We start from the raw sequence: 13,185 nt of genomic DNA, 5'->3' as shown, positions 1-13,185 counted from the left end.
AGTCGGGCCCACCGGAGGGGACCACCCCTATCGACAGCGTCACGGGTGGCACCGGGCGGGGTGGCGTCGTGGGTCAGCCGAGGTGTTGCCAGGTGGACGTGATGGCGGTTTCCAGTTCGGCGCGGACCCGCTGCGGGTCGGCGGCCATCCGGGCGGCCACCTCGGCATCGGAGTAGAGCATGGTGATCGCGCCGACCAGGGTGCCGACCATGGCACCGACAAGTGCCGAGGCGGCTACCGGATCAAGCGTGCCGGGAAAGGCGTCGAGCAACGCCCGGACGATCTCCCGTTGGCCCTCCAACACCTTGCGCACCGCACCGGCCTGTAGTGCCGGTGTCTGGAGGATCAGGTTGGCGCGGATGCGCTCGGACTGGCCCATGGGGTCGGTGTCCGCGTGCAGCACCGAGTGGAACGCCCGGAGCAGCAGCTGCGCGGGGGTCTCATCCGGGCCCGGGTGCGCCAGCACGGCGGTGAAGAGCTCCAGCTTGAGTGGCGGATCGTCGAAGAGCACGTCCTCTTTGCTGGCGAAGTGGACGAAGAAGGTGCGGGGCGAGACTTCGGCGGCGGCCGTCACGTCGGCGATTGTCGTCTCGTCGTAGCCCTTGCTGGCGAACAGGGCGATCGCCGCGTCGACGAGCGCCTGTCTGGTGCGCGCCTTCTTCCGCTCGCGAAGGCCCATGGTGCCGCTCATCGCTGCATCCTACAATCCTAGACGTTGCAGCCATTGCAAAATTACAACCACTGCACTTAACGTGGGGGCATGGAGAGAACCCTTGAGCGGTTGGGGCGTACCACCGCCCGGCACCCCTGGCTGACGATCGCGGCCTGGGTGGTGAGCGTGCTGGCGTTGCTCGGTGTGGCGCAGGTCGGCGGCGGCGCCTTCGTCAACGAGTTCCGGATCCCCGGCGCCGAGTCGCAGCGCGCCGTCGACCTCACCCAGCGGCACTTCGGCGAACTGGGCGCCGCCAGCGCCGACGTCGTCTGGCACAGCGACAGCGGCCCGCTCCGCGATCCGGCCCACGCCGCCGCCATCCACGCGGTGGTCGCGGACTTCGCCGGGCAGCCGGACGTCCGGTCGGCCGCCGACCCGCTCGCCGAGGGAGGCGGTCAGCTCAGCGCCGACGGCCGCACCGCGATCAGCTCCGTGCAGTACGACAAGGAGCTCGGCGACCTCACCGCCGAGCAGAGCGAACGGCTCGACGTCGCGGCCGACAGGGCGCGTGCCGCCGGGCTGACCGTGGAGTTCCGCGGTCTGGTGGTGGATCTGGCCGCTACCCCGGAGACCAGCGGTTCCGAGCTGATCGGCGTCGGGACGGCGCTGCTCGTCCTGTTGTTCGCGTTCGGGTCGGTGGTGGCCGCCGGCCTGCCCGTGCTGGTCGCCGTGCTCGGGCTGATGGCCGGCACCGCGCTTGTGTTGATCGTCGGCACCGGCCTGGACATCCCGGCCATCGCCCCGATCGTGGCGGTGATGCTCGGGCTCGGTGCGGGCGTCGACTACGCCCTGTTCGTGATCACCAGATTCCGGCACTACCTCTCGACCGGCATGCCGACCGCCGACGCCGTCGGCCGGGCGCTCGCCACGGCGGGCCACGCGGTGCTGTTCGCCGGCGCCACAGTGGTGGCGGCGATCCTCGGGTTGCTGCTCACCGGCATCCCGTTCATCGGGGGCATGGGCGTGGCCGCGGCATTGACCGTCAGCATGACGATGCTCGCCGCGCTGACCCTGCTGCCGGCGGTGCTCGGACTGCTGGGTCCGGCGGTCAACGCCCTGCGTATCGGCCGTCGGCACCCGAGCGCGCCGGTCGTCGGGGAGCCCGGCGCGCGGCGGGCGATCGGCGGCTGGGGGCGGTGGGCGAGCCGGGTGGCGCGGCACCGCTACCCGTACGCGGCCGGGGCTCTGCTGGTCCTCGTCGCGCTCGCGATCCCGATGTTCAGCCTTCGGCTGGGCACACCGGACGACGGCAACGCACCGGCGAGCTTCACCCAGCGCAGGGCGTACGACAGGGTCGCCGCGGAGTTCGGGGCCGGCTGGAACGCACCGTTTCTGATCGTCGCCGACCTGCCCAGCGGCGGCCAGGGCGACGCCGTGCTGGCGAAGTTGAGCAGTGGCCTCGCGGCCGATCCGGAGGTGTCGGTGGTGACTCCGGCCCAGCCGAGCCGGGACGGCGGCTTCGCGTTGCTCACCGTGGTGCCTCGACACTCGCCGCAGGACGCCGAGGTCAGTGACCTGCTGCATCGCATCCGTGCCGACCTGGCGCCGGCGGCCGAGCGGGGCACCGACTGCCGCATCTATGTCGGCGGTCCCACCGCCTTCGTCACCGACCTGTCCGACGCGGTCGGCGCGCGGCTGCCCTGGATGGTGCTCGCCGTGCTGGTCGTGGCGGCGCTCCTGCTGATCGCGATGTTCCGGGCGCCAGTGCTCGCCATCAAGGCGGCGGTGTCGGCGCTGCTGTCGATCGGCGCGGCGTTCGGCGTGCTGGTGGCCATCTTCCAGTGGGGCTGGGGCCTGTCGTTGATCGGCATCGACGAACCCGTGCCGATCATGTCGATGGTGCCGATGCTGTTGTTCGCCGTCCTCTTCGGACTCTCGATGGACTACGAGGTGTTCCTGCTCTCGGCGGTCAAGGAGGAGTACGACAGTGGCCGCGACGCGCAGCGCGCCATCCTGGTCGGAGTGGACAGCACCGGGCGGCTGATCACCGCCGCCGCGGCGATCATGACTGTGGTGTTCCTGTCCTTCGTGCCGATCCAGGACACCAGCATCAAGATGATCGGCATCGGCCTGGCGACCGCGGTGATCATCGACGTCACCATCATCCGACTGGTGCTCGGACCGGCGGTGCTGAGCATCCTCGGGTCGGCCGCCTGGCGTCGATGGCCGAAGGGGCGCCGCCAGGACCCGTCGGCAGCGCGGCGTGCGCCGCTCGTCCCCGGCAGCCACTGACCCGGTCGAAGGCTCCCGGCCGGCGACGGACGCGCCAACGCAAAAGGCAGGGAGATCAGACTCCCTGCCACCTCTAACTTATAGCGTACCGGGGGGCTTGCGGCAAGACCCCGGTCGTGCCGCAGAATCGGCGGCCGGACTCGGCACCGACAGAAAACGGGGGGCACGACGTGGGTGTGTTGTCGTGGTGCGGGGAGCGCGGCTGCCGCGATCCGCGGTTGGGGGCGGCGGTGCCGTCGTGGGCGTCCGCGCTGGGTGCGGTGCGCCGGAGCGCGGCTGCCGGAGGGGTGGGGCGATGAGCGAGCAGTACGTCGTGGATCTTCGAGAGGTCGACCAGACCCAGGTCGCACTCGTTGGCGGCAAGGGCGCGAACCTGGGCGGGCTGTCCCGGATCGACGGCATCCCCGTGCCGCCCGGCTTCTGCGTCACAACCGCCGCCTTCCGGCGGGTGGTGGCGGACGGGCCGGCGGTCGGCGAGCTGCTCGATCAGCTGTCGCGCCTGAGCCCGGACGACCGGGAGGCGATCCGGGTGCTCAGCGCCGAGGTCCGCCGGCGCATCGAAGGGATCGCCATCCCTGACGATCTCGCGGCGGCGATCACCCACACGCTCCTCGTGCACGGCGAGCGGTCCGCCTACGCCGTGCGTTCCAGCGCGACGGCGGAGGACACGCCGACTGCCTCCTTCGCGGGCCAGCAGGACACCTACCTGAACATCCTGGGGCCGGCGGCGATCCTGGCGCACGTCAGCCGGTGTTGGGCGTCGCTGTTCACCGAGCGGGCCGTGACCTACCGCCTCCGCAACGGCTTCGACCACCGGGCGGTCAGCATGGCCGTGGTCGTGCAGCAGATGGTCTTCCCGCGGTCGGCCGGCATCCTGTTCACGGCCGACCCGGTCACCGGCAACCGGAAGGTCGCCACCGTGGACGCCAGCTTCGGCCTCGGCGAGGCCCTGGTCTCCGGCCGGGTCAACCCGGACGTCTTCACGGTGCGCGAAGGTGTCGTCGTCGCCCGGGCGGTGGCCGCCAAACAGGTAGCCGTGCACGCGCGGCCCGGTGGCGGGACCCACGAGGTGGCGGTCGACCCGCAGCGGCAGGATCAGCCGGCGCTGACGGAGGCGCAGGTCCTCCGGCTGGTGCGACTCGGACGACTGATCGAGGCGGGGTTCGGCGGCCCGCAGGACATCGAGTGGTGCCTGGTCGACGATGACTTCCAGATCGTGCAGAGCCGGCCGATCACCACGCTCTTCCCCCTCCCCACGGCCCGCGACCAGGAGAACCACGTCTATCTCTCGGTCGGCCACCAGCAGATGATGACCGACGCGATGAAGCCGCTCGGGCTCTCCATGTGGCAGTTGACGGCCATGGCGCCGATGCACGAGGCCGGCGGTCGACTGTTCGTCGACGCGACCCGGATGCTTGGCGCACCGGCCAGCCGCGACCGCTTCCTGGAGATGGCCGGCCGGATCGATCCGTTGACCAGGGACGCGCTACAGACCGTCCTCGACCGTCCCGGCTTCGTCCCGGCGCTGCCGGACAGCGGGCCCGGCGGGCCGCCGCTCGCCGGTGCGTCCGCCGCGATCGAGACGGACCCGGCCGTCGTCACCGAACTGATCGAGCGCAGCGAAGGGTCGATCGCCGCCCTGCGGCGGGACATCGCGACGTTCACCGGACCGGCGCTGTTCGACTTCCTGCTGGAGGCCTTTGGCGAGCACAAGCGCAATCTCGGCGACCCGGTGAGCATGCAGGCGATCATGGCGGGGATGGAGGCCACCTGGTGGCTCAACGACCGGCTGGGGGAATGGCTGGGCGAGAGGGACGCCGCCGACACCCTCACGCTGTCCGCCCCCGGTAACGTCACCTCGGAGATGGGGCTCGCGCTGCTCGACGTCGCGGACGCGATCCGTCCGCATCCGGAGGTGGTGGCGTACCTGCGGGGCGTCGAGGACGACAGCTTCCTGGACGAGCTGCCGAAGCTCGCGGGCGGGACCGAGGCGCGCGACGCCATCGAGGCCTACCTCGACCGGTACGGCATGCGCTGCGTCGGCGAGATCGACATCACCAGACCGCGTTGGCGGGAACGGCCGGCGACCCTGCTGCCCGTGCTCCTCGACCACGTGGCGAACTTCCCGCCGGGTGCGGCCCAGCGACGCTTCGAGCAGGGGCGACAGGAGGCGCGGCGCAAGGCGCAGGAGGTGTTGACGCGCCTGCGGGCCCTGCCGGACGGGGAGCTGAAGGCCGCCGAGACCGAGCGGATGATCGACCGGGTCCGCACCTTCGCCGGCTACCGGGAGTACCCGAAGTACGGCATCATCAGCCGCTACTTCATCTACAAGCAGGCCCTGCTCGGCGAAATCGAGCGCCTCGTGCGGGCCAACGTGCTCCGCGAGCCGGCGGACGCCTTCTACCTCACCTTCCAGGAGTTGCACGAGGTCGTGCGCTCGCACCAGGTGGACGACACGCTGATCCGGCAACGGAAGGACGCCTTCCGGTCGTACCAGGCGCTCCGGCCGCCCCGGGTGCTGACCTCCGACGGGGAGGCGCTCACCGGGGCGTACCGCCGCGACGACGTGCCGGCCGGCGCTCTGGTCGGCCAGCCGGTGTCGGCCGGGACCGTCGAAGGGCGCGCCCGCGTCATCCTGGACCTGACCCAGGCTCGTCTGGAACCGGGCGACATCCTCGTCACGGCGCACACGGATCCGAGTTGGACGCCCCTCTTCGTTGCCATCGCGGGCCTGGTGACGGAGGTCGGAGGTTTGATGACGCACGGCGCGGTGATCGCGCGGGAGTACGGCCTGCCGGCCGTGGTCAGCGTGGTGGATGCCACCCGGCTGATCTCCGACGGGCAGCGGATCCGCGTACACGGCAGTGACGGGTACGTCGAGATCCTGTCGTGACCGACCCCGCCGGCCGCGCCGACACAACCGGTCCCGACGCCGCGAGACCCGCTCCGGGGGCGCCGCGACATCCGCTCTAGGGTGGAGCGATGTCACAGGTCAGGCAGGTCCAGGTCACCTTCGACTGTGCGGAGCCGGAGCGGGTCGCCCGGTTCTGGTGCGCGGTGTTGGGATACGTCGTACCGCCGCCCCCGCCGGGGTTCGACAGCTGGGACGACTTCGAGTCGACCCGACCGGTCGAGCAACGGGGCTCGGCGTTCGCCTGTGCTGATCCCTCCGGGGTGGGTCCACGACTGTATTTCCAGCGCGTCCCCGAGGGAAAGGTCGTCAAGAATCGGCTGCACCTTGACGTGCGGGTTGGCACCGGGCTGGTGGGCGACGAGCGGCTGGCCGCGCTTGAGGCCGAGTGCGCGCGGTTGGTCGCGCTCGGCGCGGTACGCGTGCGGTTGCTGACCGCCGACGAGGAGAACGAGTCGTGCCTCGTGATGCAGGACGTCGAGGGCAACGAGTTCTGTCTCGACTGAGGGGCCGCGGCGGCACCGCCGTCAGCGGTGTGGCTGGATCGGGAACCGGCCCCGGTGCCAGCGCCAGTGGCGGCCGGCCGTCAGGTGGTCGACGACCGCACGCTGGAGCACTGTGTCGCGCGGCAGCTTGTCGAGTGGTGTGGTCAGGGTGCGGAACACGAATCGCCGCACCTCGACATCGGCGTCCAGCCCTTCGGGTTCCTCGTAGGGCTCCAACTCGAAGCGCTGTTGGAACCGGATGATGTTGGAATCCGCTGGCAGGTATTCCCGCAGCTGCGGGTCGAGCAGCCAGGAGCCGCAGGCGAACGCGGTGTAGTGCTCGTCGGGGAAGTGGCGTGCGAAGAAGACGCGGGCCGCGTCGAGCGATGCCGCGACGGCCGCCGGGGTCAGCGGACCCGCCTCGGGGATGTGCAGGTCGATGGTGGTGCCGCCGCGCTGGTGCTGCAACCGGCCCAGCTCGTAGAGGCCGCCGCGGGCGTGCAGCGTCAGCCAGCTCTGCATGACCGGCCAACCCTCGCCGTGCATCCGCCTGTCGATCGCGAGGTTGCGGCCCAGGTCGGCGAGGGTCGTCCAGGACACCTCATCGGTGATGCCGTGGTCGCGGTGGTAGCCCCGGACGACGTCGACGAGCGCCAGGTACGCGTACACGTAGAGGTGTCGCCAGGCGGGACCTCGGTCGCGCGGCAGTTCCGGACCGGGCGACAGCCAGCCGTGGCCTCCGAGGTCGGCCAGGACCAGAGCTGTCGTGCGGTCGAGCAGCCAGCGCAGCTCCGGGGTCCACAGTGCTGAGTCGGGATCGGGCCAGCCGGCCATGATCTCGGCGGCGTCGTCCGGTCGTACCGCGAGCCGGTCGAGGATCGCGGGCGCGTCGGCCCTGGCGGGCAGCGGAGCCGACGGCCGGTCGGCGGCGAGGCGGTGCACGCGGTCGATGTCCTCGACGGGGACCCCGAGTCGGGTGGCGATGGCGTCCGGATCCACGTGGCGGATCGTACCGGCAGCAGGTTTGGGTTGGGAGCAGCGGTGCGCTCCTGACCCTTTCCGCCGTCGTGCGCCGTTTGTCGGCATGGCTCACTGTCGGCCTTGCGGCGGCGTCGGTGTGTCCGGGGTCCGGTGGCAACCGCTCGCTGCCGTTGCTAGAGTCAGATTGTTGCTGCCGCAAATTTATCGTCGGCAACTACTTCGACGAAAGGACCCCTCCGATGGCCAAGCTCGCCGTCATCTACTACTCCTCGACCGGCACCGTGCACGCCATGGCCAAGCGGCTCGCCGAGGCCGGCGAGAAGGCCGGCGCCGAGGTGCGGCTGCGCCAGGTGCCGGAACTCGCCCCGCAGGAGGCCATCGCCTCCAACGCCGCCTGGAGCCAGCACTTCGACGCCACCAAGAGCGAGCCGAAGGCGACCGCCGACGACGTCGTCTGGGCCGACGCGGTGCTCTTCGGCACCCCCACCCGGTACGGCAACGTCTCCAGCCAGCTCAAGCAGTTCATCGACACCCTCGGCCCGCAGTGGGGGCAGGGCCTGCTGGCCGACAAGGTGTACGCCGGTTTCACCGCCTCCATGACCGCCCACGGTGGGCAGGAGTCGACGCTGCTGGCGCTCTACAACACGATCCACCACTTCGGCGGCCTGGTTGTGGCCCCCGGCTACACCGACCCGACGAAGTTCGCCGACGGCAACCCGTACGGCGTCTCGCACGTCACCGGCGGCAGCAACGACGCACCGCTGGGCGACGCGCAGCTCAACGCCCTCGACCACATGGCTCAGCGGGTGGTCACGATCGCCGGCAAGCTCACCGCCTGAACACCCGCCCGGGCCGCAACCCGGCCGAGCGGACGAACTACCTGCCTGGGGCCGGTTTCCCGACTGTGGAGACCGGCCCCAGGCAGGCTCACCCGGCCCGCGGCCCGGCGGCGCAACAAGGTGGCGCCGACCGCCGGTCGGGCCAGGAACAACGAGGAGGATTCGATCAGCACCAGCGCCGATCGGATGGCGGCGTCGTACGCCGATGCCATCAAGGCTCTCTGTGCGGTCACCCCGAAGGGCTGGTACGCCGAGCGGGGCACCGCCCGAGCGGCGGTGACCCAGGCGGAGGTGGCGTCGCTGAACGTGGCCTACGACCTGACGCGGGAGCCGGATCTCGGCTCCCTCGACCGGCTGGCGACCGAGGTCCGCCGGCAGGCCGCGCACTGGTCGATCATGGTGCGGAGTGCGGCGGACGACGCGGTCCGCGATCTCGCCGCCCGGCACGAGCTGCTCAACAGCAGCGAGCTGCCCCTGCTGGCCTGCACCGCGGCTGACGTGGTCTACCGGGCCGACGCGCCGCGGCACGAGGTGATCCGCCAGGTCCGCGCGGCCGAGTCTGACCGGTACACCGAGACCCTCACCCGCAGCTTCGAAGCTCCGGACGGCGCCTTCGGTGCCCTGGTGGGCGGCGGTGTGCTCGACGCCGACCAGGTGAGTGGCTATCTGGCCGAGGAGTCCGGCCGACCCGTCGGCACCGGGCTCGGGTTGCGGACCGCAGGCGTGCTCGGCGTGTTCAACATCGCCGTGGTGCCGTCCGCACGAGGTCGTGGGCTGGGCCGAGCGATCACCGAGGCCGTCCTGCGCGACGGCGTCGCGGCCGGCACGGAGGCCGCGTACCTGCAGTCGAGCGAGATGGGCCGACCGCTCTACGAGACGATGGGCTTCCGCCTCGTGGAGAACTGGACCCTCTTTCACGCCTGAGGGCTGAGAGTGCGGTCCGCAACGAGAGGGAGAACAGAAGTGGGTTTCAGCGACGATGTTCGCGCGGCCTTCCGCCGGGGCGAGACCGACGCGGTGGTGCGAATGAGCCAGGCCGAGATCGACAGGGCGCGGACGGCCGGAGATCCGGCGGGGGAGGTGGAGGCCCGGTACAGCCTCGCCCGGGTCGCCATCCGTGGTGGTGACCTCCCGGCTGGCGAGGCGCGTGCTCGGGAAGCGCTGGCGGTCGCCCTGCGCTCCGGTGATCGGAGTCTGGAGGAGCGACCCCGCCATGTCCTGGCCGCCGTGGCCCGGATGTCCGGCGACCTGACCCGGGCCCGGCAGCTCTACCGGGAGAGCATCGCGCTCAACGAGGTTCTGGGGCAGCCCGAACTCGTCAACTCGGAGACCCACAACCTCGGGTTCTGCGAGTTGGGTCTCGGCAATCTCGACGCGGCGGGAGCGTTGTTCGCCGCGAGCCGTGAGCGGGTCTTCCGGAACGGCTGGGTGGACTTCGTCCCGTACGTCTGCCTGGCGGGCGCCGCGCTCGCGTCAGCCCACGGTGACCACCAGCGGGCCGCTCGGATGGTCGCCGTCACGGACGCCGCGTTCGCGGCGCTGGGCCAGGTGCCCGATCCCGACGACGCGGCGGACCTGGCGGCCGTGCGGGCGGCCGCGGTCGAGGCGCTCGGCGCGACCGGCTTCGCCGAGGAGTACGCCCGGGGCCAGCGTCTCGAACCGCGTGCGGCGTTCGTGGAGGAGACCGACTGACCCGACCGCCACCCGTCGCGCCGACGGTGACGGCTGTCCGGCCTGCCGCTACTGCGTGACAGCCGCGATGACGGCGACTGGCCGCCTGTCGCCTTCGCCGGGCCGCCGTTGGCGTTCGACCTCCCGGAAGCCGGCCCGGCTGAGCCGCTGCGACACCTCGTCCGGGGGCCAGCGGTAGGCGGTCACCACCTTGTGCTCGAAGGGACCGATCTCGTCGGCGTCGAAGAAGCCCAGCACCAGCCGCCCACCCGGGGCCAGTGCCCGCCGGAACTCAGTGAGCACGTCGTCGAACTCCGGTGGCGGCAGATGGATGAATGAGTACCAGGCCAGGATGCCGTCGATGGAGCCGTCGGCGACGTCGAGGTGTTCGAACGACCCGAGGTGGTACTCGACGCCCGGGTGGGTCGCCCGCGCATGGGTGACGAATTCGGGGACCAGGTCGATCCCCCTGGCGTCGACGCCGAGCGAACAGAGGTAATCGGTCAGATGGCCGGGGCCGCAGCCCAGGTCGAGCACCGTGCCGGGCTGAGCTGTCAGGTGCCGGCCGATGAGGTCGAGGTCGTCGGGGTCGACCTGTTGGCGCGTGCCGAACAGGTCGATGTAGAGGTTTGCGATCGAGCCGTACGCCTGCCGAACGTTCTCCCGCTGCACAGCCGGAACTATACGAGGACCGGTGTCGCCACGCTGCTCGGCTCGCGCTCCGGCCGGGGTGGGGTGGGCGGTGAGGGTCGGGCGACGGTCCGAGCCGTCGGCCCCGCCGTGCGACGATTCCCGGCATGACAGACACCGCGTCGGCACTGGCCGACATCCGCGCCCAGATCGACGAGTTGGACGCCGCGCTCGTCGGGCTGCTCGCCCGGCGGGAGGCACTGGTCCGGCGGGCGGCCCCGCTCAAGAGCGACAAGCAGGCGGTCCGCGCGCCGGACCGGGTGGCGCAGGTGGTGGCGCGGGTCCGCGTGCTGGCGGAGGACTCCGGCGCGGACCCGGACCTGGTCGAGCGGATCTACCGCGACATGATCCGGGCCTTCATCGACATGGAGAGCGACGAGCATCATCGGCTCGGCGGCGCCTGACTGCCCCGGCGCGACCCCGGATGCGCAGGCGCTCACCCGTCGATCGGTCGGCCGTCCTCCGACCCGTCCGGGCCCGGGCCGGCCGGCGTGTAACCGAGTTCGCACGAGATCCGGTTCGCGGTCTCCAGCAGGCGCGGCAGGTTGCTCCTCAGTTGCTCGAGGTTGGCGATGACCTCGATCGCCGTGATCGATGCGGCGGCGATGACCTGGCCCCGGGAATCCCTGATCGGCGCGGCGACACACATCACGTAGGCGTCGTGCTCGCCGTTGTCGGTGGCCCAGCCGTTCTCGCGGATGCGGACGAGTTCGGCTTCGAGGGACTCGTGGTCGGCGAAGGTGGTGTCGGTGAATCTCTCGAAGACGACATGGGAGAGCAGGCGGTCGCGTTCCTCCGCCGGCAGGTAGGCGAGGATCGTCTTGCCGACGGCGCTGGCGTAGATCGACACGGCCCGTCCCACCCGGGACGGCAGCTTGACGGCATCGAACGCCGGGCTGTCGACCTTGTCGATGTAGATGATCTCATCGCCGGTCAGTTGTGCCAGGTGCACGGTGTGGCTGGTCTCGCGCTGTAGTGCGCGCAGGTGCGCGGCCGCGAACTGACGAAGGTCCATCGAGCCGAGGGCAAGCTCGGACAGCTCGATCAGCCCGCTGCCGAGCACGTAGGTGCCCGCACCGGTCCGGCGGACGAAGCGCGCGGACTCCAGGGTCTGCAGGATCCGCAGCGCCGTGGACTTGTGTACGTCGAGCACGTCCGCCGCCTCGGTGAGCGACAGCGGGTGCTCCGCCGAGCGACGGATGAGGTCGATCGCGCGGCGAATCGATTGGGCCAAGGCTATGCCTCCCCTCGAAGCGATGGGCCCCGCCCATCGCTTGCGTTGCAATATGTGCAATGTAGACGACGCAGTGCGCAACCGCCACTTGACACCGTTGCGCATGGCGCTACGATCGTTGCAATTTCATCCCGAAGACTCTGACTCGTAACACTGGAGTAACGATGGGTAACCAGCGCGCTCGTTTCGGCATCATTGGGGCGACATGTGCCCTCGGCTTGGTCGCCACTCTCCTGACCGGCTGCGGCTCTGACGGCGACTCGGGCAACGGGGTCACCAAACTGACCTTCGCCGCCTCGACCTTCGGCGACCCGGGCCGCGGACCTCTGCTGACCAAGTGGCTCGATGAGTTCAACCAGAGCCAGACCAAGGTCCAGGTCTCTGCCGCCGCGGTCCCGTACCCGACCTTCGGTCAGACGGTGCTCACGCAGATGGGCAGTGGTAAGGGCCCCGACCTGATCCGCTTCGACATGCCCGAGTTCGAGGCCGCCTCGGACGCCGGCCTCGTCGCACCGCTCGACAAGGTGGTCGACGCCAGCAAGTACGACCTGCTCAAGCAGCCCGACCAGTTCATGGTCCACGACGGTGTCCGGCACGGCGTCATCTTCGAAGCGTCGAACTACGCGATGTTCTACAACGCGGACCTGATCCCCACGCCGCCGTCGACCTACGAGCAGTTCGCCGCCACCGCCAAGTCGCTCACCAAGGGCGACGTCTTCGGCCTGGCGTTCCGCCAGACGGAGGCCGAGGAGGCCGGCGTCTGGCAGGACATCTTCAACTACGTCTACGGCTTCGGCGGCGCGTGGTCCGACGGCAAGAACCTGACGATCAACTCGCCGGAGAACCTCAAGGGTCTGCAGGCGTTCAAGGACCTGTACGACGCGAACGTGATCCCGCGCGGAGCGGACGCGGCGACGTTCCGGCGGATGTTCGCCGAGGGCAAGGTCGGGATGGAGCTCAACAACGGCGGATACGTGACCGCCACCCGGGGTCAGAACGCGAAGCTGAACTTCAGCGTCGCGCCCATCCCGTTCCCGGTGCGTAAGCAGGGCACGATCCTCGCGCCGATCGTGATCAACGAGGCGAGCGAGAGCAAGGACGAGGCCGGCACCTTCATCAAGTGGGCGTTGGAGCCGCAGAACCAGGTCAAGCTGCAGGAGATCCTCGGCGCGAGCAGCGTTGCCACCACCACGCAGCGCAGCGCGGAGAAGCTCAAGGAGACCCCGTTCCTGCCCGTCTTCGACGGGCTCACCGAGACCAGCCTGCCGCAGATCGTCCTCGGGTTCGAAGCCAAGACGCCGGACATCCGCAAGGTGGTAGTGCAGAACGTGGTCGCGGCACTGCAGGGTAAGACCGACCTGAAGTCGGCACTTGACCGCGCCCAGCAGCAGGCGACCGACCTGGTCCGCTGACAGCTCGACCCGGCGACG

The 13,185-nt window shown here is 70.5% G+C and carries 12 protein-coding genes; 8 read left to right on the top strand and 4 right to left on the bottom strand.

Annotation, left to right across the window (positions count from 1 at the left end; translation table 11 throughout):
• Nucleotides 1-73 precede the first annotated feature (73 nt).
• Nucleotides 74-691 carry a TetR/AcrR family transcriptional regulator gene (locus tag AB0B85_RS00755; protein WP_357402043.1) on the bottom strand — a complete coding sequence of 206 codons (618 nt, stop codon included), beginning with the start codon at nt 689-691 and terminating at the stop codon, nt 74-76.
• Nucleotides 692-760: 69 nt separating this feature from the next.
• On the opposite strand from AB0B85_RS00755, the gene AB0B85_RS00750 reads away from it, so the two are divergent.
• From AB0B85_RS00750 to AB0B85_RS00740, 3 genes are all read left to right on the top strand, one after another.
• Nucleotides 761-2,944: an MMPL family transporter gene (locus AB0B85_RS00750; protein WP_357402041.1), complete on the top strand. Its 2,184-nt coding sequence runs from the start codon at nt 761-763 to the stop codon at nt 2,942-2,944.
• A gap of 295 nt (nt 2,945-3,239) precedes the next feature.
• Nucleotides 3,240-5,837 carry a rifamycin-inactivating phosphotransferase gene (gene rph, locus AB0B85_RS00745; RefSeq protein WP_357402039.1) on the top strand — a complete coding sequence of 866 codons (2,598 nt, stop codon included), beginning with the start codon at nt 3,240-3,242 and terminating at the stop codon, nt 5,835-5,837.
• Between the two features lie 89 nt (nt 5,838-5,926).
• Entirely contained in the window at nt 5,927-6,361 is a 435-nt protein-coding gene (locus tag AB0B85_RS00740; RefSeq protein ID WP_357402037.1) for a VOC family protein, read from the top strand.
• 21 nt (nt 6,362-6,382) lie between these two features.
• Here the strand turns inward: AB0B85_RS00740 and AB0B85_RS00735 are convergent, their stop codons facing one another.
• Nucleotides 6,383-7,339: an acyltransferase domain-containing protein gene (locus AB0B85_RS00735; protein ID WP_357402035.1), complete on the bottom strand. Its 957-nt coding sequence runs from the start codon at nt 7,337-7,339 to the stop codon at nt 6,383-6,385.
• 221 nt (nt 7,340-7,560) lie between these two features.
• Between AB0B85_RS00735 and wrbA the strand changes: the two genes are divergently transcribed.
• From wrbA to AB0B85_RS00720, 3 genes are all read left to right on the top strand, one after another.
• Nucleotides 7,561-8,160, top strand: coding sequence for an NAD(P)H:quinone oxidoreductase (wrbA, locus tag AB0B85_RS00730; RefSeq protein ID WP_357402033.1), 600 nt, complete (start codon nt 7,561-7,563; stop codon nt 8,158-8,160).
• 120 nt (nt 8,161-8,280) lie between these two features.
• Nucleotides 8,281-9,084, top strand: a complete 804-nt coding sequence (locus AB0B85_RS00725) for a GNAT family N-acetyltransferase (protein WP_357402031.1) — start codon at nt 8,281-8,283, stop codon at nt 9,082-9,084.
• Nucleotides 9,085-9,123: 39 nt separating this feature from the next.
• Complete coding sequence (locus tag AB0B85_RS00720; protein ID WP_357402029.1) at nt 9,124-9,852, top strand: tetratricopeptide repeat protein; 729 nt, start codon at nt 9,124-9,126, stop codon at nt 9,850-9,852.
• 48 nt (nt 9,853-9,900) lie between these two features.
• On the opposite strand, the gene AB0B85_RS00715 is transcribed toward AB0B85_RS00720, so the two are convergent.
• On the bottom strand, nt 9,901-10,503 hold the full coding sequence (locus tag AB0B85_RS00715; protein ID WP_357402027.1) for a methyltransferase domain-containing protein: 603 nt from the start codon (nt 10,501-10,503) through the stop codon (nt 9,901-9,903).
• Nucleotides 10,504-10,628: 125 nt separating this feature from the next.
• On the opposite strand from AB0B85_RS00715, the gene AB0B85_RS00710 reads away from it, so the two are divergent.
• Entirely contained in the window at nt 10,629-10,925 is a 297-nt protein-coding gene (locus tag AB0B85_RS00710; protein WP_357402025.1) for a chorismate mutase, read from the top strand.
• Between the two features lie 32 nt (nt 10,926-10,957).
• Here the strand turns inward: AB0B85_RS00710 and AB0B85_RS00705 are convergent, their stop codons facing one another.
• On the bottom strand, nt 10,958-11,755 hold the full coding sequence (locus AB0B85_RS00705; RefSeq protein ID WP_357402023.1) for an IclR family transcriptional regulator: 798 nt from the start codon (nt 11,753-11,755) through the stop codon (nt 10,958-10,960).
• A 164-nt stretch (nt 11,756-11,919) separates the two neighbouring features.
• On the opposite strand from AB0B85_RS00705, the gene AB0B85_RS00700 reads away from it, so the two are divergent.
• Nucleotides 11,920-13,167, top strand: coding sequence for a sugar ABC transporter substrate-binding protein (locus AB0B85_RS00700; protein ID WP_357402021.1), 1,248 nt, complete (start codon nt 11,920-11,922; stop codon nt 13,165-13,167).
• Nucleotides 13,168-13,185 lie beyond the last annotated feature (18 nt).

The sequence above is a fragment of the Micromonospora sp. NPDC049044 genome (assembly GCF_040649215.1).
Taxonomy (GTDB): domain Bacteria; phylum Actinomycetota; class Actinomycetes; order Mycobacteriales; family Micromonosporaceae; genus Micromonospora.
The sequence above is the reverse complement of the archived record's forward strand: the minus strand, read 5'-3'. Positions and strand labels throughout refer to the sequence as shown.